The sequence below is a fragment of the Cyanobium gracile UHCC 0139 genome (assembly GCF_034931325.1).
Lineage (GTDB): Bacteria > Cyanobacteriota > Cyanobacteriia > PCC-6307 > Cyanobiaceae > Cyanobium > Cyanobium gracile_B.
On record NZ_JAYGHX010000010.1, the window covers coordinates 41,687 to 61,459 of the forward strand.

The 19,773-nt window shown below is 67.5% G+C and carries 18 protein-coding genes and 1 pseudogene; 12 read left to right on the top strand and 7 right to left on the bottom strand.

What is annotated here, in order from left to right:
• Nucleotides 1–109 precede the first annotated feature (109 nt).
• The 3 genes from VB738_RS13970 (at nt 110) to VB738_RS13980 (ending at nt 2,867) form a co-directional block, all read left to right on the top strand.
• A complete protein-coding gene (locus VB738_RS13970) occupies nt 110–472 on the top strand; it encodes a phosphomannose isomerase type II C-terminal cupin domain (RefSeq protein WP_416233182.1) in 363 nt (120 codons plus the stop codon).
• 92 nt (nt 473–564) lie between these two features.
• Nucleotides 565–2,502 (top strand): DEAD/DEAH box helicase, encoded by a 1,938-nt coding sequence (locus VB738_RS13975; RefSeq protein ID WP_323306319.1) that lies wholly within the window; start codon nt 565–567, stop codon nt 2,500–2,502.
• A 35-nt stretch (nt 2,503–2,537) separates the two neighbouring features.
• Nucleotides 2,538–2,867 carry a hypothetical protein gene (locus VB738_RS13980; RefSeq protein ID WP_323306320.1) on the top strand — a complete coding sequence of 110 codons (330 nt, stop codon included), beginning with the start codon at nt 2,538–2,540 and terminating at the stop codon, nt 2,865–2,867.
• Nucleotides 2,868–2,894: 27 nt separating this feature from the next.
• On the opposite strand, the gene VB738_RS13985 is transcribed toward VB738_RS13980, so the two are convergent.
• Nucleotides 2,895–3,098 (bottom strand): hypothetical protein, encoded by a 204-nt coding sequence (locus VB738_RS13985; protein WP_323306321.1) that lies wholly within the window; start codon nt 3,096–3,098, stop codon nt 2,895–2,897.
• Between the two features lie 285 nt (nt 3,099–3,383).
• Between VB738_RS13985 and VB738_RS13990 the strand changes: the two genes are divergently transcribed.
• The 3 genes from VB738_RS13990 (at nt 3,384) to VB738_RS14000 (ending at nt 6,584) form a co-directional block, all read left to right on the top strand.
• Complete coding sequence (locus tag VB738_RS13990) at nt 3,384–3,782, top strand: RNA-binding protein (RefSeq protein WP_323306322.1); 399 nt, start codon at nt 3,384–3,386, stop codon at nt 3,780–3,782.
• A gap of 14 nt (nt 3,783–3,796) precedes the next feature.
• Complete coding sequence (locus VB738_RS13995; RefSeq protein ID WP_323306323.1) at nt 3,797–5,608, top strand: ABC transporter ATP-binding protein; 1,812 nt, start codon at nt 3,797–3,799, stop codon at nt 5,606–5,608.
• A gap of 97 nt (nt 5,609–5,705) precedes the next feature.
• Nucleotides 5,706–6,584, top strand: coding sequence for an LCP family protein (locus tag VB738_RS14000; RefSeq protein WP_323306324.1), 879 nt, complete (start codon nt 5,706–5,708; stop codon nt 6,582–6,584).
• Here the strand turns inward: VB738_RS14000 and VB738_RS14005 are convergent.
• The gene (locus tag VB738_RS14005; protein ID WP_323306325.1) at nt 6,553–7,053 is read right to left on the bottom strand and encodes an MgtC/SapB family protein; all 501 of its coding nucleotides are present in this window, start codon (nt 7,051–7,053) and stop codon (nt 6,553–6,555) included. The genes VB738_RS14000 and VB738_RS14005 overlap by 32 nt on opposite strands.
• A 103-nt stretch (nt 7,054–7,156) precedes the next feature.
• Between VB738_RS14005 and VB738_RS14010 the strand changes: the two genes are divergently transcribed.
• The 6 genes from VB738_RS14010 (at nt 7,157) to VB738_RS14035 (ending at nt 15,013) form a co-directional block, all read left to right on the top strand.
• Nucleotides 7,157–8,137, top strand: coding sequence for an FUSC family protein (locus tag VB738_RS14010; protein ID WP_323306326.1), 981 nt, complete (start codon nt 7,157–7,159; stop codon nt 8,135–8,137).
• Entirely contained in the window at nt 8,131–9,213 is a 1,083-nt protein-coding gene (locus tag VB738_RS14015) for an FUSC family protein (protein ID WP_323306327.1), read from the top strand. The genes VB738_RS14010 and VB738_RS14015 overlap by 7 nt, the downstream gene beginning before the upstream one ends.
• Before the next feature lie 4 nt (nt 9,214–9,217).
• The gene (locus tag VB738_RS14020; protein ID WP_323306328.1) at nt 9,218–10,576 is read left to right on the top strand and encodes a carbohydrate porin; all 1,359 of its coding nucleotides are present in this window, start codon (nt 9,218–9,220) and stop codon (nt 10,574–10,576) included.
• A 15-nt stretch (nt 10,577–10,591) separates the two neighbouring features.
• On the top strand, nt 10,592–12,367 hold the full coding sequence (locus VB738_RS14025; RefSeq protein WP_323306329.1) for a TolC family protein: 1,776 nt from the start codon (nt 10,592–10,594) through the stop codon (nt 12,365–12,367).
• Nucleotides 12,364–13,770 (top strand): chloride channel protein, encoded by a 1,407-nt coding sequence (locus tag VB738_RS14030; RefSeq protein ID WP_323306330.1) that lies wholly within the window; start codon nt 12,364–12,366, stop codon nt 13,768–13,770. The genes VB738_RS14025 and VB738_RS14030 overlap by 4 nt, the downstream gene beginning before the upstream one ends.
• A gap of 190 nt (nt 13,771–13,960) precedes the next feature.
• Nucleotides 13,961–15,013 carry a sensor domain-containing diguanylate cyclase gene (locus tag VB738_RS14035; protein WP_323306331.1) on the top strand — a complete coding sequence of 351 codons (1,053 nt, stop codon included), beginning with the start codon at nt 13,961–13,963 and terminating at the stop codon, nt 15,011–15,013.
• An 83-nt stretch (nt 15,014–15,096) separates the two neighbouring features.
• On the opposite strand, the gene VB738_RS14040 is transcribed toward VB738_RS14035, so the two are convergent.
• The 5 genes and pseudogenes from VB738_RS14040 to VB738_RS14060 form a co-directional block, all read right to left on the bottom strand.
• Nucleotides 15,097–15,351, bottom strand: coding sequence for a response regulator (locus tag VB738_RS14040; protein WP_323306365.1), 255 nt, complete (start codon nt 15,349–15,351; stop codon nt 15,097–15,099).
• A gap of 124 nt (nt 15,352–15,475) precedes the next feature.
• A pseudogene (locus tag VB738_RS14045) lies at nt 15,476–16,782 on the bottom strand (sensor histidine kinase).
• Nucleotides 16,783–17,312: 530 nt separating this feature from the next.
• Nucleotides 17,313–18,011: an ABC transporter substrate-binding protein gene (locus tag VB738_RS14050; RefSeq protein ID WP_323306333.1), complete on the bottom strand. Its 699-nt coding sequence runs from the start codon at nt 18,009–18,011 to the stop codon at nt 17,313–17,315.
• 203 nt (nt 18,012–18,214) lie between these two features.
• Nucleotides 18,215–18,406, bottom strand: coding sequence for a hypothetical protein (locus VB738_RS14055; RefSeq protein WP_323306334.1), 192 nt, complete (start codon nt 18,404–18,406; stop codon nt 18,215–18,217).
• A 12-nt stretch (nt 18,407–18,418) separates the two neighbouring features.
• Nucleotides 18,419–19,759, bottom strand: coding sequence for an NHLP bacteriocin system secretion protein (locus tag VB738_RS14060; protein WP_323306335.1), 1,341 nt, complete (start codon nt 19,757–19,759; stop codon nt 18,419–18,421).
• Between the last annotated feature and the right edge of the window lie 14 nt (nt 19,760–19,773).

The following is a 19,773-nucleotide window of genomic DNA, read 5'->3' on the forward strand; positions in this document are numbered from 1 at the left end:
CGGTCAGTCTTTTTCCCATCCCCCTCGCCCCCTGCCACCGCCACCGTTTCGGACCCGCTGACCGTGCTGCAGTCGGTGCCTCTGTCTGCGATCCCGGGAGAGCGAGGCGATGGCTGAGCGGACCCAGCGACCCTGGGGTTGGTTCGAGACCCTCGCCACTGGCCCTGGCTACCTCGTCAAGCGGCTGCGGATCACGGCAGAGCAGCGCATCAGCCTGCAGCGTCACCGCCAGCGCAGCGAGCACTGGGTCGTGGTGGCGGGGGAGGGGGTGATGGAAGCCGACGGCGGCTGCACCATCGCCTGCCCCGGCGCCACCCTGTTCGTCCCCCGGGGTGGCCTGCACCGGGCGTCAGCCGGAGCCACCGATCTGGAGATCATTGAGGTGCAGCTGGGCGACGTGCTGCGGGAAGAGGACATCGAGCGTTTCGACGACGATTACGGCAGGGTGGTAAAGTCTCATTTCAACCTTTGAGCAAGGGCAAGGCAGCCCGGGTGCAAGGCACCCATCTCCAACGGTCCGCTGCCGGCCTGCGTTGAAAAGGATTCACCAGGCTCCCGCATCCCGTGACCCAGATCATTGACGGCAGCACCCTCACCGGTGCTGCCGATTCCCAGGCGGCCCTCGCGCAGCCCTGCGAGACCGTGTCGTTGTCGGCACCCGACCTTGCGGTGACCGTCACCGAGCAGGCCGATGGCCCCACCGACGACGACGCCCCCAAAGTCGCCGTCTCCGAAACCACCACCTCGACCACCACCGCCAACGACACCACCGCCAACGACACGACCGGCCTCGAAACCACGGTCCCCGTCAGCGCTTTCGCCGCCTTCGGGCTGCGCCAGGAGCTGCTCGACGGCCTGGCGGCCATCGGCTTCGAAGAACCCTCGCCGATCCAGAAGGCTGCCATCCCCGAGCTGATGCTCGGCCGCGACCTGGTGGGCCAGGCCCAGACCGGCACCGGCAAGACGGCCGCCTTCGGCCTGCCCCTGCTGGAGCGCCTCGATCCCGGCCAGCGCACCCCCCAGGTGCTCGTGCTCACCCCCACCCGCGAACTGGCGATGCAGGTGGCGGAGGCGTTCAACAGCTACGCCGCCTGCATGAAGGGCGTCAAGGTGCTGCCCGTCTACGGCGGCGCCGACTTCCGCGACCAGATCCAGCAGCTGCGCCGGGGCGTGCAGATCGTCGTGGGCACCCCCGGCCGGGTGATGGACCACATGCGCCAGGGCACCCTCGACCTCTCCGGGCTGCGCAGCCTGGTGCTGGACGAGGCCGACGAAATGCTGCGCATGGGCTTCATCGACGACGTCAAATGGGTGCTGGAGCAGCTTCCCGCCGAGCGGCAGGTGGTGCTGTTCTCCGCCACGATGCCGCCGGAGATCCGGCGGATCTCCCAGAACCACCTGAAGAACCCGGCCGAGGTCACGATCCGCCAGAAGGCCGCCGACGGCCGCCGCATCCGCCAGCGGCACCTGGTGGTCAACGGTCCCCAGAAGCTCGAGGCCCTCGAACGGGTGCTGGAAGCCGAAGGCAGCGAAGGGGTGATCATCTTCGCCCGCACCAAGGCCATCACCCTCACGGTGGCCGAGTCCCTCGAGCAGCACGGTTACGACGTGGCGGTGCTCAACGGCGACGTTCCCCAGACCCAGCGGGAACGCACGATCGAGCGGCTCCGTGACGGCCGCGTCAATGTGCTGGTGGCCACGGACGTGGCCGCCCGGGGCCTCGACGTCGACCGCATCGGCCTGGTCATCAACTACGACATCCCCTTCGATGGGGAGGCCTACGTCCACCGCATCGGTCGCACCGGCCGCGCCGGGCGCAGCGGTGAGGCGATCCTGTTCCTGACGCCCCGCGAGCGGCGCTTCCTCGGGGGTCTGGAGCGGGCGGTGAACCAGCCCATCGAACTGATGGAGGTGCCTGGAAACGCCAGCATCAACCAGCACCGCCTCGACCGCCTGCGCCAGAAACTCACCACCGCCCTGCAGCAGCCCGCCTGCAATCCGGAGGAGCGCGCCCTGCTGGGCGAGATCCTGCAGCGGGTGGCCCAGGAGCAGGCCTGCACTCCCGAGCAGCTGGCCCTGGCCGCCCTGGAGCTCGGACTGGGGGGCAAACCCCTGCTGCTGCAGGGCGAGGAGCGCTGGGGCCAGGGCCGTGCCGGCGCCCCCACCAGGGAGCGCGACCGTGACCGGGGTGAGCGGGACCGGGGCGGGGATCGCCGCCCCTTCAATGACCGTCACCAGGAGCGCGGCGAGGACGCTCCCGAAGACAACATGGAACGGTTCCGCATCGAGGTGGGCTGGCGTGATCGGGTCAAGCCCGGCAACATTGTCGGCGCCATCGCCAACGAGTCCGGCCTGGCCGGACGATCGATCGGGAAGATCCGCATCTTCGACGCCCACAGCACCGTCGACCTGCCCAAGGGCATGCCCGACGACGTCTTCGCGGACCTGCGTCGCCTGCGGGTGATGAACAAGGAACTTCAGATCTCCCGACTGGGCTCCTGAATCCCCTCAGCGGCCGCTCCACACGCCAGTCCCCCATGCCTTCCCAGCAGCGGCCCCCTTGGCCTTCCCTCCGTTCCCGGCGCCTGCCGGGCCAGGCCGGTCTGATCCTCGGCCTGGTGGTTCTGGCGGCCTTCGGGTCGCTGGAGCGTCGGGCCGAAGCGGCCTCCGGTCCCATCCTCGAGGTGGTGCGCTCCATCTGCCTGTCCGCCTTCGAGACGGAACTGGCCCAGTCCGGGAAGAAGGCCCCCGACGGGATGGCCAGCTTCGCCTGCAACTGCGTGGCTGATCGCATCTCCAGCGGCAGCAGCATCGCCTCGGCGCGCAGCAGCTGCCGGGACGCCACCTCGAAGCGTTATCCGATCTGAACCCGGACCAGGTGCCAGGAGATGGCCTCAGGCGCAGAGGCGGGTGACCTGCTCACAGCCCGTCACCTGGAGCTCGCTGACCGAGAGCTGCTCCACGGCAGCGATCAGTGTCATCTGGACCTCGTGACTTTCGCTGGCGACCAGGACCTGCAGCAGGTCGAACAGATCCTGGGAACCGAGCTCTCCGTCCTCACGCCAGGTGAGGCTCCAGGGCACAGGGGCGGCTTTCATGGGATCAACTGGATCAGGGTTTGCTGACAATGGAGCGGCGCGGGCGGGGGTGGGGAGATTTTTTCGTTTTCCTTCGCATCTGCTTCAAACTTCGCCATGGGGCCCCGGGTCACGGTTGTAGGCTTCGTGGAGTTCCATGCCGCTCTGGCTCCCTTCGGCACGCATCGACGGCTCAGGCCCACCAGAACCGGACCCGATCCTGGGACCGTTCTGACCTCCATGCCGACCGCCTGCTTTCCATGGGATTCCCGACACCGGAGGAATCCGTTCCAGCTTTTTCTTTGAATGACCATCTACGTCGGCAACCTCTCGTTCCAGGCCGAACGCGAGGACCTTCTCGATCTCTTCGGCCAGTACGGCGAGGTCCGTCAGTGCAGCCTGCCCCTCGACCGTGAGACCGGCCGCAAGCGCGGCTTCGCCTTCATCGAACTCGCCGACGATGCGTCCGAGCAGAAGGCCATCGACGACCTCCAGGACGTCGAATGGATGGGTCGCATGATCCGTGTCAACAAAGCCACGCCCCGTGAAGGTGGCAGCGGTGGTGGCGGTGGCCGCGCCGGCGGCGGCGGCTACGGCGGCGGCGGCGGTCGCCCCGGTGGCGGCGGTGGCCGCTCCGGCGGTGGCGGTTACGGCGGTGGCGGCGGCGGCGGTTACGGCGGTGGTGGCGGCGGCAATCGCTGGTGACTCCGGCGGCGGCCATGGCCGTTGATCGCTCCCCGGACCCAGAGCCGACAGCGGCAGGGCTCGGTCGCCTGCTGCGCAGCCTGCGGCCCCACCGCAGGCTTGTCGGCCTGGCGGCCGCCTGCTCGGTCCTCAACAAGCTCTTCGACCTGGCGCCCCCCGTCCTCATCGGACTGGCGGTCGATGTGGTGGTCCAGCAGCGCACCTCCTGGCTGGCCGGGCTCGGCTACACCACCGTGCCGGGCCAGCTTGGGGTGCTGGCGGTGCTCTCGTTCCTGATCTGGAGTGCCGAGTCCCTGTTCGAATATCTCTACGCCCTTCTCTGGCGGCGCCTCGCCCAGACGGTGCAGCATGAGCTGCGCATCGAGGCCTACGACCACCTCCAGCAGCTGGAGATGGGCTTCTTCGAGGCCGGCAGCAGCGGGCGTCTGCTCACGGTCCTCAACGACGACATCAACCAGCTGGAGCGCTTTCTCGATCAGGGCGCCAACGAGATCCTGCAGCTGATCACCACCGTTCTGGCGGTGGGTGGGGCCATGGTGGTCCTCTCCCCCACGGTGGCCGGCGTCTCCTTCCTGCCGATCCCGGTGATTCTCTGGGGCTCGCTCCGGTTTCAGCGGCGTCTTGCCCCCCGCTACCGGGAGGTGCGCGAGCGGGCCGGTGACCTGGCCAGCCTGCTGAGCAACAACCTCGGCGGCATGCTCACCATCAAGAGCTACGCCGCGGAGGCGTGGGAGAAGCAGCGGCTGATCGCCCAGAGCCAGGCCTACCGGGCCAGCAACGGTCGGGCCATCCGCCTGTCGGCCGCCTTCATCCCCCTGATCCGCTTCGCGATCCTTTTCGCCTTCATCGCCATCCTCGTGATCGGCGGCCTGCAGGCCTGGAGAGGCGCCATCGCCATCGGCACCTATTCGTTTCTCGTCTTCATCACCCAGCGGCTGCTGTGGCCCCTCACCACCCTGGGCCGCACCCTTGACGACTACCAGCGCGCCATGGCCTCCACCCACCGGGTGATGGACCTGCTGGACACCCCCGTCGCCATCCCCAGCGGCAGCCTGCCGCTCCCGATCTCCGCCGTCCGCGGGAACATCCAGTTCGAGCGGGTCGACTTCGCCTACGCCGGCCGGGAGCGGCTTCTCGAATCCTTCGACCTGGAGATTCCCGCCGGGGCCACCCTGGGGATCGTGGGGGCCACGGGCTCCGGCAAGAGCACGATCGTCAAGCTGCTGCTGCGGCTCTACCCCATCCAGGGGGGCCGGATCCTGCTGGACGGCGTGGCGATCGACACGTTGTCCCTCCAGGACCTGCGCCGGGCGATCGGCCTGGTCAGCCAGGAGGTGTTCCTGTTTCACGGCACCGTGGCCGAGAACATCGCCTATGGCAGCTTCGCCGCCACGCGCGCGGCCATCGAGCGGGCGGCCGGCCTGGCTGAGGCGTCGGGATTCATCGACGCGCTGCCCCAGGGGTACGACACCGTGGTGGGGGAACGCGGACTGCGCCTGTCCGGGGGCCAGCGCCAGCGCATCGCCCTGGCCCGGGCGATCCTCAAGGATCCACCGGTGCTGGTGCTGGATGAGGCCACCGCCGCCGTCGACAACGAAACCGAGGCGGCCATCCAGCGTTCCCTTGATCGAATCACGGCCTCCCGCACCACCCTGGTGATCGCCCACCGCCTGAGCACGGTGCGCCACGCCGACCGCATCGTCGTCATGGAACAGGGCCGCATCGTCGAGAGCGGCGCGCACGACGAACTGCTGGCCAGGAACGGCGCCTATGGGGCGCTCTGGCGGGTGCAGACGGGGCTGAGGCCCGAGGAAGCCCTGCGCTGAGCCCGATGGGCTTAGCGTGGATTCAATGAAGATGACGCAACCCAGAAAAGGGGCCCAGCCCAGATCATCACGCCGGCGCACTCCCGTGCTCCTCGCCATGGTCTGCGGTCTCGGGGCTGGCCTGCTGCTCGCCGGCCCCCTGGCCCAGCTGATCTCGGCCAGGGCCACCGCCGGGGGCAATCCGGCGCTGACCAATCCCTTCGCCGCCTGGAGCGGCGGCATGGACCGTCAGGACATCCTGATTCTGGGCACCGACGTGGGCGGTGGCAACACCGATGTGATCGCCACCCTGCGCGTCGATGGCAAGCAGACCAGCATCACCCAGATCCCCCGTGACACCTACATCGAGGCCGAGAGTTTCGGCCCGGTCAAGATCAACGCCCTTTACAACCTGGGCGGCATCGAAGCGGTGAAGCGGGAGATCTCCCAGCGGCTCGGCCGCCCCATCCAGCACCATCTGGTTGTCAACCTCTCCTCGATCCGCCAGATGGCCGATGTCCTCGGGGGCATCGAGGTGGATGTTCCCAAGCGCATGGTCTACGTTGACCGCAGCCAAGGGTTATCGATCGATCTGCAGCCAGGAATGCAGACGCTGCGCGGCAAGGATCTGGAGGGTTTTCTGCGCTTCCGTCACGACGAAACCGGTGACCTGGGGCGCATGGACCGCCAGCAGCTGGCCCTGAAGTCCCTGTTCCGCAAGCTCACCCGGCCCGAGTATCTGGTGCGGCTGCCGGCGCTGATGATGGCCGCCCGTAGGGACATCAAGACCGACCTCGGGCCCATGGAGCTCGGGGGCCTGATCACGGCCATGGGCAGCACCCAGCTCGACACCCAGCGGTTGGACGGTCGCCCCTTCTACAAAGGTGGCATCAGCTACTGGGACGCCGTCTGGCCGGCTCCGGAGAACGACCCCCTGGAGGCCGGCAACGAGGGCCAGGCCAACGCTACGAACGCCCGCCACCGTTTCCTTTTCTGACCTCCCCGGTCGGGGCTGGCGTCGCGTCGCCCCCGTTGGGCGGGTGGCCGTCCCGGTCGGAAAGGGTGATCAGGGCCAGACCAAGGGCCATCAGGACCGGCACCGGACTGGAGACGGCCACCGTGACCCCGAGGGCCGCCGTGAACCAGATCGAGGCGGCACTGCTCAGACCCCGCACCTCCGGGATGCCGTGCTTCGGACGCACCGGAGGCACCAGGATCTCGCCGGCCCCCAGAAAGCCGATGCCCGCCGCCACCCCCTGGATCACGCGGCTGCGGGCCTGGGCATCGGGGCCGGCCGCCAGGACCATCAGGCAGGCACTCATCCCCACCAGCACATGAACCCGCAGCCGGTTGGGGTGGGCGCGGCTGCCATGGTGCGCCCGGTTGATGCCCACTGCCAGTCCGCAGAGCACCGCCATCCCGAGCCGCAGCAGGGCCTCCAGATCCGGGCTCAGCGAAGGGACCATGGCTGTCCGCGGCACGGTGGGAGTGATCAACCATGGCGCATCGGCGAACGGCCGTGGACCATGGGCCTCCATAGGCTCTTGCCAGCCCTGCGCCTCGAGGTCCGTGCGGTCCGCCCTGCTTCGCAACAGCCTGAGGCTCGGGGTGGCCGCCTTCCTCACCGCCGCCCTGTCGCTCTGGTTCGAGAGGATCGCCTACGTCTGGTACCCGATGCTGGCCGTGGTCACGGTCATGGAGGACGGTGACGACCTCAGCCTCCAGGCTGCCAGGGTGCGGGTCTTCGGCACGATCACCGGAGGGCTGGTCACCTTCCTGGTCCACACCCTGCTGTCCGGGTGGCCGGGCGTGCTGGTGTCGCTGCTGTTGATGCTGCCCCTGCTGCGCTGGCTCGGCTGGCAGTCGGCCGCCGGGACGGCGACGCTGGTCAGCCTGATGTTCCTGATGATCCCCAGCCATGTCGCCCTGAACTGGGATTACGTGTTCAACCGCACCCTGGACACGGCCGTCGGCTGCGTGATCGCCATTGTGGTGGGCCTGCTGTTCTGGCCCCGGAGGGGATTCGACCGTCTGATGCTTCTGGAGGCCGGGCTGCGCCAGGGCTATGCCGCGCAGCTGCAGCAGCAGCGGAACTGGCTCGAGGGCCGTGGCGAGCGACCCCAGCCCCTGCCCCCGGCCGGACTCAGCCACGACCTGGTGGCCATGGAGCAGCTGCTGGCCCAGGAGCGCCGCGGCCCCCATGGCCGGCGCCTGCAGCGGCAGCACTGGTCCCAACGGCTGCAGCTGTGGGGCGCGGTCCAGCACCACTGGGTGCAGTGGGAGCGACTGCTGGGGGGCCTCCCCGACCGGCTGGCCCCGAAGATGGAGGCTGCCGGGGATCCGACCGGCGATCCCCTGCAAGCCGGCATGGCACGCATGGCGGCCCTGCTCCGGGGGGACACCCTGCCGTTGCTGGACCCGGACCCCGGGCCCTGGCAGAGCCTGGCCCGGCGCCACTCGCTGCCGTTGCTGCCGCTGCTGGCCCTGGCCGAGGAGCAGCATCCGCTGCTGGCCAGCCTGCGGACCCTCAGCCTGGTGGCCCGATGCTGATCCGCCGCTCCGAGCTGCGCCTGGCCCTGACCGCCGGTCTGATGAACGGCCTGGGCGCTCTGGCTCCCTTGGGTTATGGCTTCTACGCGCCGATGGCGGTGCTGGTGGTCTGCACCGGCACCTACGGGGGCTCGATCGGCCTGGGGCGCCAGCGGCTGATGGGGTCGGTGGTGGGGGGTGTGGTGCTGGTGGTCTCCTTCACCGGTCTCAGCCACCTGCCCCTGCCCCTGGGGCTGAGCCTGTCCCTGGTGGCGATGCGGCTGGTGGGGGCGGCGCTGGGGCTGGAGGTGGGGTACAAGGTGGGCAGCAACATCATCGTGATGGGCTGGCTGGTCCACGACGGTGAGCTGGGAATCTGGGTCCCGGTGCGGCTGTTCTGGACCGCGGCCGGCATCCTGGTGGCCCTGCTGTCCCTGCGGCTCTTCTGGCCCGACCTGGCGGTGGAGGGCACCCGGCAGCGGCTGCGCCGGTTCCTGGCCGAACTCGGCGGGGCCCTCGTCGCCCAGGCCGACCGCCTCGAGGCACCGGCCGCTCCGGCGCCGCCGGGGGCCCTGGTGGCCGCCCAGCGGCGCGAGCAGGAGACGGCCCAGGGGCTGCGGCGCCAACTGGTGGCGCTGCGCCAGGCCATGCCGGCGGTGGCCGATGAGCTCGGCAACAACCCCACCAGCCATGCCACGTACCGGCTGTTCCAGCTCCTCAACGGGGCCGGCTCCCAGCTGGTCGGCGTGGTCGACGGGCTGCGGCTCCTCGATCACACACCGGCGGATCGGGGGCCCCTGGAGGGACTCCACGGCGCCCAGGCCGAACTGCTGCGGGCCGTGGCCGGGCGACTGGAGCAATGGCGCCACTGCCTCGAGGTGCCGCACCGCCACCGGCCCGCGCCCCCGGCCACGTCCATGAGCCCTCCGGCCCGCTGGGGAAACCTGGAGCGCTCGTTGCACGATCCAGACCTGGACAGCTTCGATCTGACCCTGCTGCAGCGCAATGCCAGCCGGTTGATGCTCTGCGGCCAGGCCCTGCGCAGCGTCGAGCAGGCGGAGCACAGCTGGCGGGCCCTGGGCGAGGCCCGCGGCTGACGCCATGGCTGCCGCGCCCCCTTCCCCACCGCAGACCCCCTGGCGCCGCCAGGCGCTGACCCTGCTGCTGCTCCTGGCCGCTGCCGGATCCGGCAACGCCGAACCGCTCCCCGCCGGGCCCGTGGTTGAGCCACCGCCACCGGAACCCCCCGCACCAGCGCCGCCCCTGGTCCGGCTGGAGCCGGGCTGGGGCACCCTCCAGCAGACCTTGGGTCTGCCGGCCTGGCTGGATCTGGATCTGGAGATCCTGGCCGAACCGATGGCCAATCCCGTCGGCGGTCTGGTGAAGGAGGCGAGCTGGATCCAGCAGACGACCCTGGCCCTCACCCTGCGAGCCCCCGCCGCCGCGGCTGCGGGAGGGGAAGGGAAACGCTGGGCGATGCATCTGGCCGTCGCCGGCTACAACGGCGACCCCGCCTACGCCCAGCGGGTGGGGGCGGCGCTGCCCCTGCAGGAGGTGGCGAACCCGGTGGGGTTCTGGCTCACCCGCGCCAGCCTGGAGCGCCGCTCCGACGACGGCCGCTGGAGCCTGGAGGCGGGGCTGCTGGGCATGGACCCGGACCTGTTCAGCACTCCGATCGAAGGCTTCTACGTCCATGACGCCCTCAACGGGGCTCCGGTGCTGTTCACGATCCCCAACTTCCCCATCTTTCCCGTGGCGGCGCCGGGCGCCCTGCTGGTGCTGCGCCCGACCCCGGCCACCACCCTGCGGCTGGCCAGCTTCGACCTGGCTGCCACCGACGCCGTTGCCAGGCTCCTGGGGACCGCCAGCGGCCTCCCCCCCGGCCGTGGCTGGACCCACCAGCTGCAGTGGAGTTATGCGGCCCCCTGGCTCAACCGCCGGCTCCGGCTCCCGATCGCCGCCTGCCGCGAGGGGGGTGGCCTCCGGGCCCGGGGCCGGAACTGCGGCCGGCCCGTGATGGTGGAGCGCCAGCTGCCGGGCGGGCTGCTGCAGCTGGCGGCCTATGCCGGCACCGGGCCGAACCGGGGTCTGTACGGCAGCGCCACCGTGCCCGTGGCCCTGCCCTGGGGCCTCGACCACCGGATCTGGGCCGCCACCGCCGCGGGCTTCGACACCGCCGCCAATCCCACGCCCAGCTACATCGGCGGCGGTCTGGTGAGCCAGGGGGTGCTGCCCCGCCGTCCCCTCGACCTGCTGATCCTCGGCGTCGCCCGCACCGGCTTCAGTCCGATCAGCCAGCCCGGTCTGAGCCACGAGGGGGTGGTGGAGCTGGGGTATCAGATCCGCTTCAACCAGTCGTTCAACCTGCAGCCCAGCCTGCAGTGGATCCTCAATCCCGGTGGTGCCGGCCGCGTGCCGGGCCTGTTCGCGGCTGGTCTGCAGCTGGGTTTCAGCTTCTAAGAGCCGCAGAGGCTGATGTCGAGCAAACTGGGCGCCGGATGGGGAGATCGGGGGTCCATGGGGGGCAGCGGAACGGGGCGGCCCCTGGCCAGTTGGATCCTCGCCGGGATGGTGCTGGGTCTGGGCCTTGGGTCGGGGCCCGTCGCGGGCCAGCCCCTGCCGGCGGCCAGTGCCGGCGACGTCCGGCGCCTCGAGCGCCGCTGGAATGAACTGGATCGCCAGATCCGTGCCCTGGAGGAACTGCTCCCCGCCGAGGCGGAGCCCCTGTCCGGTGAGGGTCCCACGAGGCCGCCGCTGCCGGAGGCGCTGCTGGGGCCGGCGGAGGCCGGCGCGAGCCCCGGGACGGGCGAGCGGTTCGTTCCCCTGCCGCCGCTGGCGCTGCCGGAGGCCGGTGACCTGCGTCCGGGCCAGCTTCAGGCCCTGAGCCTGGAGCAGTCGCTGGCGATCGGCTTCGCCAACAGTCCCGGCCTCCAGGCCCGCCGCGAAGCGGTGGCGGCGGCCCTGGCCGAACTGCAGAGCCAGATGGGCACCTACTGGCCGCGGATCTCCGCCTATGCCAACGGCGGCACCGACCAGGCGAGCACCAGCTTCTTCTCCCCCACCGGCACCGGGACCCTGTTCGCCCCCAGCAACCCCTTCTTCATCCCCCCCGGCGGCCGGGGCTCGCTCAACACCAACACCAACGGAATCGCCGGCGGCCTGGAGCTCCGCTACGCGCTGCTGGATTTCGCCCGCACACCGAAGGTGCGGGCCGCCCTGGCACGGCTGCGCGGCAGCCGTCTGGATTACGCCGATTCTTTGCGGCGGCTGCAGCTATCCCTGAGCGAGAGCTACTACCAGCTGCAGCGGGCCGACCAGCTGGTGCGCATCCGCGAGGCCGTCGTGCGCAACGACCTGCTGATCCTGCAGGACAGCCTGGACCTCAAGCAGGCCGGGCTGGTGCCCCGGCTCGACGTGCTGCGTCGGCAGGCGATCGAAGCGGACGGCCAGGAGCAGCTGATCGCGGCCCTGGCGGAACGGGCGGTCGCCCGCCGCCGGCTGGCGGCCCTGCTCAACCTGCCGCCCCAGCTGACCCCCACCGCCAGCGACCCGATCCGCCTGCAGCCGCGCTGGCCCCTTGACCTGGAGGCCAGCCTGCTGGCCTCCTACCGGGACAACCCGGAACTGGAAGCCCTCCTGGCCACCCGCGAGGCGCTGCTGCGCCAGAAGGATGCGGTCGCCGCCGAGCTGCTGCCGAAGCTGTCGCTGTTCGCCAGCGCCGGCGCCGGTGCCAGCAATGCCAACAACTGGAACGTGCGCATCGCCGACGGCGGCTGCTGTGGCAGCACGGTGGCCACCTCCCTGAACACCTACGGCAGCGACTGGTCGGTGGGCCTGGCGGTGAGCTGGCTGCTCTTCGACGCCGGCACCACCCGGGGGCAGGCCCGGGCCCTGGCCCGCCGCGGTGCGGCGGTGGCCCAGCAGTACGCCGCCCAGCGCAACGACATCCGGCTGCGGATCGAGCAGGCCTTCCTGGGCCACGAGGCCAGCCTGGCGCGGCTGGTGGCCGCCAGGCGGGGCGTGACGGCGAGTCTGGAGGCCTTCCGGGACGCCCGGCTGCGCTACCAGGCGGGGCTGAGCAGCGAGCTGGATCTCTCCAACACCCAGGAGCGGCTGATCGCCAGCCTGGTCCAGCGGCTGGAGGCCACCGTGAACGTCAACATCACCTACGCCCAACTGCTGCGCGAACTGCTGCCCATGCCCACGGATCCGGACGCTGCGGTTCCAGCGCGCCTGCAATGGAGCCCATGACGATCCCCCCCGAAGCGATCGATGCCGCCGATGCCCGGCGTGACGGAAGCCTCCGCCTGGGGCAGGTGGTCGCCCTGCTGCTGGCGGCGCTGCCGCTGCTGCTGCTGCTGCAGCCCTACCAGTGGCTCTCGGCCCTCGGCTTCCGCCTCCAGCAGGCCTGGCCCCTGGGCGGGGTTGGGGGCATCCCCGGCGGCAGCCTGCTGCTCGTCTTCGCCGGCACGGCACTGCTGACCCTGCTGGCGAACGGCCCCCTGAAGGGCGGCCGGGGGGGCGGACTCACCGGGGTGCTGGCCCTGCAGCTGGAGCGGGTGCGGCAGGGTCCCGCCCGCACCGCGGCCCTGGAGTCCCTGGATCTCAGGCGCCAGCTGGCCCGGCTGCCGCTGCTGCTGCTCACCCATGGCGCCAGCCTGACGGTGGGGCTGGAGTCCCCCTCCGCCTCCCTGGGGGCAAGCCTGCTGCTGGCCCTGCGGCAGAGGGTGGCCCCCCTCAAGCGTCTGCCCCTGCCGGTTCTGCTGGCGACCGGCGCCGGGGCGGGCCTGGGCATCGCCTTCAACTCCGTCCTGCTGGGGGTCACCTACGCCATCGAGGAGCTTTGCCGCAGGCGCTCAGCGGCCCTCATCAACGGCACGCTGCTGACCACCGGGGCGGGCGTCATGGTCGGGCTGGCCTCCGGCCTCTGGGGCAGCACCCCGGACGCGGCCCCCGCCCACCAGGCCGGAGCGTCCCTGCTGGTGGGGGGCGGCGTCCACCTGGTGGGCCCCGCCCTGCTGCTGACCATGGCCGCCGGCTGGCTGGGGGGAGTGTTCGCCGTCGGTACGGCCTGGATGGCGGCGCGCTGGGGCCGCTGGGTCTCGCGGCAGGCCAAGACGGAACGATCGGCCTTGTCGAGATCCGTGATGTGGGCCTTGCTCATCGCCCTGGTCATCAGCCTGGCGGCCGTCGCCAGCGATGGTTGGAGCCTCAACGATGGCCAGCTGCTGATCCTGCGCATGGCCTACGGCGAGGATCGCCCCGGCCTGGAGATCCTCCCCTGGCGACTGCTGGCCTCGGTGCTGAGCATCGCCATCGGCGCCCCTGGCGGCGTGATGCACGATGCGATGTCACTGGGGGCGCTGCTGGCCGGTCCCCTGATCGCCGACCTGCCGCCCCTGGAACGGCAGTTGCTGGTGTGGACCGGGGCGACGGCCCTGTTCAGCGGAGCCTGCCGCACGCCCCTGTTCTCCGCGCTGTTCGTGATGCAGATCGCCGGATCGATGGCACTGCTGCCCTGGTTGTTGCTGGTGGCCGGCCTTGCAGCACCGATCGGCCGCTGGGTTGGGGCGGACACCTGGAATGAGGTGCAGCTGGAACGCTGGCTTGTGATTCACGGAATCAGGGAGACAGAAGGGATGAAAGCAGGCTGAGGATTCCACTCGAATTGCTTCCTCAACAGCACCACCCCTGAAGTCATGGTCTGGGAGCACACGGGGGACGGGAAAGCAAGAAGACGCTAAAGTTGAAATGGGAGTTGCTGTTCCACGCGCTGATCCACGAACTGCTGCCGCATTCTGATGTGTTTCCCCATCGTCCAGCCATGCATCGAAGAGGGATCCTTTGAAACCGCCTGAGACTCCTGAAGACGAAGAGCTTCGTCTGGCCAAGCTTCGATCCCTGGGTCTGCTCGACACAGGGCAGGAGTCCCGATTCGATCGGCTCACCCGGTTGACCCAGAGGATCTTTAAGGTGCCGATCGCGATGGTCAGCCTGGTCGACGAACATCGGCAATGGTCAAAGTCCTCCGTTGGTCCGAATGCTCCTGAGGCCTCCAGAAGCACTTCATTCTGCGGCCATGCCATTCTCGGTTCCGATGTGTTCATCGTTCCAGATACCCTCAAAGATGAACGCTTCCACGACAATCCTCATGTCCTGGGCGAGCCCCATGTCCGCTTCTATGCCGGATGCCCCCTCAAGGTTGACCATCGCAGGATCGGCACTCTCTGCATCGTCGATCAGGCACCCCGAACCCTTGATGGCGAGCAGATCGAGATTCTGAAGGATCTGGCCGGCGTCGTGGAACAGGAGGTGGCCTCCACGCTACTGGCCACCAGGGATGGCCTCACGGGCCTGGAGAACAGACGCGGATTCGTCGCTCTCGCCCAGCAGAGCCTCCAACTCTCCACGCGCCAGGCCACGCCTGCTTCGCTCCTCTATCTCGACCTGGACGATTTCAAGCGGATCAATGAGGTCCATGGGCATCAAGCAGGCAATGACCTCCTGATCAGCCTGGCGGATCGGATCAGGGATGTCTGCCGAGACTCCGATGTGGTGGCCAGACTGGGTGGTGATCATTTCGTGGTCCTGCTGATCAACGCCACCCGGGAGCAGGCAGAAATTGTTGTCCATCGCATCAAGAAAGCCCTCACCCACTACACCAGGTTATGGGAAGATGGTGATGCCATCTCTTTTTCCTTCGGCATCACGGCCTATCAGCCGGAACGGCACGAAACCATTGTTGAGTTGCTTGCCGATGGAGAGGCCTTGATGGAGGAGATTAAGAAACTGCGCAACCTTCACCGAGACGATGGCGAAATGCAGGAACTCGCAGCCGCAGAAGCTGACCACGCTTTGGCAGGTTTCAACAACCAGCTCCAGGAGCGGACCAGCTGACTCCTCCCTATCCGGGGGAAGGAAAGGATTGGCTGCCCTGGTCAGCTTGGCCTTGAGTTAGGTGGCGATCCGTTGATCAGCCCTCAGCGTCTTTGTGGAGATCCTCGCTGAAGAGCCATGTCCATGATTCTCCGGATCGACTGATCAAGCTGTTGGAGTTTTACGGGCTTGGCCAGATACTCGCTGGCACCGGCAGCCATGCACCTCTCGCGATCACCTTTCATCGCCAGCGCCGTCAACACGATGATGGGGGTCGAGGCCAGTTCTGGACTGTCACTGGAGCGGATCATGCGCAGGACGGAAAAGCCATCCACCACCGGCATCGACCTATCGAGGATCTAGAGACTGGGAACACGCTCCTGCACGAAATCAAGTGCTTCCTGGCCATTGACCACCTCATGCACCTGATATCCCTTGGCGGTGAGAAAGCGGGAATAAATCATCCGGTTGACCCGACTGTCCTCAGCCAGCAGAATTTAAGGCCGGTCGATCCGAGCCTGGGAATCGGGTCCGGCCGAATCTTTTTGCCCCGTTTCCGGAACAGAACCATCCGTGGCCGGTGCTGTGAAGAGCGTGACGGGAAGCTGGACAAGGAAGCGCGTACCCTTGCCCCAGACTCGATTGCACCGCTATGTCACCGCCATGGGCAAGGAGGCTGCGCTTCACGATGGAGAGGCCAAGGCCAGACCCTGTGAACTGGCGATTCCTGAATCGATCACACAGAGCTCAAGCGAGGCCTGGCCAATACCCATTTCTGGAGAACGGATCAGCCTGACCTCAAGCCGAACGGTTCCTGCCTTGGGAGTGAACTTGACGGCATTGCTCAGAAGGTTGATGAGAACTTGTCGGAGCCGCAGCTCATCCAGCAGAACAACAGGTAGATCGGGTTCGATCTGCGATGACAGCAGGATCGATTTGGCCTCCGCCATCCTCTGAATCATGGAGATGCAGGGGTGGCAGAGCAGAGTGATCGAGGCGGAATGGGGATGGACTTCGAGCTTGCCGGCTTCGATTTTGGGGATGTCAAGAATATCGTCGATCACCTGATGCCTACCTTGGAGATAGCGCGCCACCAAGGCATCATCGAAGCATGTATCCTCCATTGAAATGGATAACAACGATTCCGTATCTGGATGAAGAGCATCAGCAATAAAGGCACCCCGATGACACTGGGACTCCTGATCAAACTGGTAGATAGCCACACGATCAACGGCAAGATACGGAAGCATTTCATTGACCACCACGTCGAAGATACACTTGAGTTCAAGAAACGTCAGAATTCTCTGGGCGATCTCACGCAGAATCAAGTCTCTTTGCACCTGCCGTTGCAAACGGACAGCATTCTGCTCCAATTTCTCCGCCATTTGATCAAACGCCACAGAAATCCCTGCCAGCCCATCGGAACCACCCAGACCGCTCCTCACCGCCAGATCACCTTCCCCTAGAGCATGGCTGGCATCAATCAACTTCCTGATCCGGCTTGTCAATGCATACTGAAAGAAGTGCCAGACGCAGATCCCCAGCACAACCAGGAGGACGTTGAAGGCCAGTGTTCGGCTGAATGCCTCTCGAAGTGCACGGCGTTTTGCCTCTTTCAGACTATAGTCAATGTAGAAGATTCCGACGCGAGACGACCTCAGCTCATTGGGCAGGGGCTTGAGCAGGATCGGATAAACCGCCGACAAATGGAGGCGGTCCTGGGAGAGAGTCGGACCGTGCTCCGAAGGGTGTGGCGTGCCCCAAAAAGATGGACGCCAGTGGGGCCGCATTCGTCGCCTCCAAGGCTTGGCCTACCAGGCTGTAGTCATTGGCACGAAGAACAAGATTCCGATCATTAGATAGGATCACACTTCGATAGCCTGGGCTGACACCCACCTGGCTGATCAATGCAACAACTTGATCACCTTCATCTTCTGTTCGACAAAGATAGTCGACCATCCGCGCCGCTTGAGAGACTGAAAACTTCAGATCAATCGTGGCGCTTTGCTCGGATCGACGATTGGCATCTCGAATTTCCAGAGCGAATTGAATGGCACCAATCCCGTCGACCGCCTAGCGTCCTGCCACTATACGTTCGACAAACCGCGCATCCAGAAGACTGGCTGGGTCCATCTCTTTGGTGATCAAACCGCTCTCCCGCATGACCCGGATCAAGTTCGTCATGGAGTTCACCAGGGATGGATCCCGCAGACTCAGCAACGCCACATTCTCCTCAAGTGACGGCTGCTGCAGTCAACGGAACGCCTCCTGCATCTCTTCCGGCCTCACCTGAGTGCGCCTGGCCACGCGCCCCGTGGCATCAGCAGGATTCCTGGAAATAATCCAAGGCCTTGAATCTTGCTGCCACAAGGGCCTGCAGATTCGCTTCGTTGTCGGCGATCGCCTGGGTACTGACGGCCAGAGTATCCACGATTTCCCCTGGGATCATGGTGCTGTCGAACAACGGGATGGCCCCTGCCTTCAGCAATTTGATGCGAGCCGGACCGAAGGTCACAACCGCATCGACCCTGCCAGCCTTGTAGGCGGCTTCGTGATCACTCAGCTCCAACGACACCGCCTTGACATCCTGGGAGGTCATGTCGTTGAGCTCAAGGGCCCTGCCGAGAAAGAAGGCCCCCAGGGCGGTGGCCTCCACGCCGACGCGCTGTCGCTTCAGCTCCCGCAGCGTCGTCAAGCCAGGCCTGGCGTGAATCACATCACCACCGTTGGAATCGTCCATGATGGCGATGATCTTGATGTCCCCCTGGGTGGCGGCCAAGGCGATCACCTGATCGATCGACAGGCCAGCTCCATCAATTTCGTTGTTGCGGTAAGCCCTGACTTCCTCGGTACCGGATGGGAAATCGATCAATCTGATGGGTTTTCCATTCAGTTCTCCCAGGTCTCTGGCTAGGAAGAAAGTCTCATATCCCGTCCATAGGTTGGCGCCAATTCTCAAGGGCGTTGAGGGCGGCCCGAAGCAACTCGCCAGCGCCACCATCAAGACCAGGGCAACCATCACGCGCAGGAGACCATTCGGCCGACGCCCCAGCCTCAGCATCCTCCCTTGCCACCTGACTGTCACCGGTTAAGGACATCCACTAGCTGAAGAATCAACCTTACAGGAAACAATGCATCGGCAGGCGAGGAAAAGAGTCAAGCGAAGCTTCCTTCACCGCCATGAATTCAACTTCGGTTGGCCGAATTGCTGTGGAAAGGAGATTATTCCGGCCTTGAGGCATACCAGCGCTCGATCCTGTAACCGAGGATCACCAGCAGCACCACCAGCCAGAACCACAGTTCCGGTGGATTGGCATTGCACAGCACCACCAGCAGCACCACCTCACTGACCAGCCAGGGGAACTCCTGGCGCAGCAGAGGATTGCGGATCGGCCACCAGCGACGCTCAGCCATGGCGTTGCTCACTCATGGCGGGGAGTCACTCTGCCGCAGGGACGGCCGATCCCACAGCCGATCGATGCGCAGGCTGCGGTAGCCACCGGTGAGGGAACGCAGGCCCGGAATCACGTAGGTGATCGGTGTGCGCCACTCCACGTAGGCATGGGCGGCGATGGTGAGACCCTCCCTGACGGGAAACACCCCACTGCCCCCGGAGAGGGTCCAGCGGTAGCCGTCGCGGCTGGTGGAATCCCTCTCCAGGGCGATCTCCGTCCGCATGACCGGCCCGTGCTTGAGCAGGTCCCGGGCCAGCTGGGGGTTGCCGATGGTGGTGGAGATGTCCTCCTCCGTGGCCGGGAGGGCCAGCACCTGGACCACCTTGCCGACGATGCCGCCGAAGCGGCCGCGCTGGTCCCACAGGGGCACCACCTCCACCGGAAGGCCGGCCGGCAGCCGGCGGGCATCGGCCGGGGCGAAGTAGGCCACGGCCTGCAGCCGCGGCCCCCCGGCAGCACCGCCACCGGCCCGGCCCAGGGTGCCGAGGCGCTGGCCGGTGGCGACCGTCTGGCCCTGGATCACCTGCAGGTCCAGCACGGTGCCGTCCCGGTCGGCCAGCACCTGGCCGTCGAAGGCCAGACGGGCCTCGGTGACCCGGATCTGACGGCGCATGTCGTCGATCTGGTAACGACGCCGCAGGGCCTGGGTCTGGATGTCCAGCCGGACCTGCTCGTAGCGGGTGAGCAGTTCCTTCTCCTGGATCCTGACCGCATCGAGACTGACGCTGGTGCTGGTCAGGCCCTGCTCGGCCGCCACCACTTCGGAGGCCAGGGGCGCCACCACCTCCCGCTTGCTCAGCCAGCGCAGGTTGCGCACCTTCTCCGCGTAGGTGGCCGCCAGCTCCTCATAGCGGCGCCGGTCCTGGGCCAGCTTGGCCAGAGCGGTGTCGACACTCAGTCGCTCACTGGAGAGCCGCAGGGCATCGCGCCGGTCGAGGTCGCGGTTGTCGCGCTCCAGCTGGGCAAGGTTGCCGCGCTGCTGCTGCAGCTGGCGGTCGAGCACCGGCAGGTAAAGCTCCATCAGCACCTGCCCCTTGCGCACCTCCTGCCCCACCGCCACCCGCAGGCGCCGCACCTGGCCGCCGGCGCGGGCATCCAGCAGGCCGGCGTTGTCGGGATAGATCAGCACCCCCTGACCCATCACCTCCGTGGGCACAGGCCAGAACAGCACCCAGAGCCCGAGGGCCCCGCCCATCGCCACCAGGCACGCCCCCACCTGCCCCCGGTCGCTGAGGCCGCTCCAGCGGCGGCGCAGGGACGCCACCGGCCGGCGAGGCTGGGCTGCACCGGTCGGAGGGGCGGAGGTGGCCATCGCCGCCAGCATGC

Bases quoted from the DNA above. Each gene is read 5' to 3' on its own strand.
- VB738_RS13970 (WP_416233182.1), top strand. From the start codon at position 110: ATGGCTGAGCGGACCCAGCGACCCTGGGGTTGGTTCGAGACCCTCGCC.
- VB738_RS13980 (WP_323306320.1), top strand. From the start codon at position 2,538: ATGCCTTCCCAGCAGCGGCCCCCTTGGCCTTCCCTCCGTTCCCGGCGC.
- VB738_RS13985 (WP_323306321.1), bottom strand. From the start codon at position 3,098: ATGAAAGCCGCCCCTGTGCCCTGGAGCCTCACCTGGCGTGAGGACGGA.
- VB738_RS13990 (WP_323306322.1), top strand. From the start codon at position 3,384: ATGACCATCTACGTCGGCAACCTCTCGTTCCAGGCCGAACGCGAGGAC.
- VB738_RS13995 (WP_323306323.1), top strand. From the start codon at position 3,797: ATGGCCGTTGATCGCTCCCCGGACCCAGAGCCGACAGCGGCAGGGCTC.
- VB738_RS14000 (WP_323306324.1), top strand. From the start codon at position 5,706: ATGGTCTGCGGTCTCGGGGCTGGCCTGCTGCTCGCCGGCCCCCTGGCC.
- VB738_RS14005 (WP_323306325.1), bottom strand. From the start codon at position 7,053: ATGGTCCCTTCGCTGAGCCCGGATCTGGAGGCCCTGCTGCGGCTCGGG.
- VB738_RS14015 (WP_323306327.1), top strand. From the start codon at position 8,131: ATGCTGATCCGCCGCTCCGAGCTGCGCCTGGCCCTGACCGCCGGTCTG.
- VB738_RS14020 (WP_323306328.1), top strand. From the start codon at position 9,218: ATGGCTGCCGCGCCCCCTTCCCCACCGCAGACCCCCTGGCGCCGCCAG.
- VB738_RS14025 (WP_323306329.1), top strand. From the start codon at position 10,592: ATGTCGAGCAAACTGGGCGCCGGATGGGGAGATCGGGGGTCCATGGGG.
- VB738_RS14030 (WP_323306330.1), top strand. From the start codon at position 12,364: ATGACGATCCCCCCCGAAGCGATCGATGCCGCCGATGCCCGGCGTGAC.
- VB738_RS14050 (WP_323306333.1), bottom strand. From the start codon at position 18,011: ATGGTTGCCCTGGTCTTGATGGTGGCGCTGGCGAGTTGCTTCGGGCCG.
- VB738_RS14055 (WP_323306334.1), bottom strand. From the start codon at position 18,406: ATGGCTGAGCGTCGCTGGTGGCCGATCCGCAATCCTCTGCTGCGCCAG.
- VB738_RS14060 (WP_323306335.1), bottom strand. From the start codon at position 19,759: ATGGCCACCTCCGCCCCTCCGACCGGTGCAGCCCAGCCTCGCCGGCCG.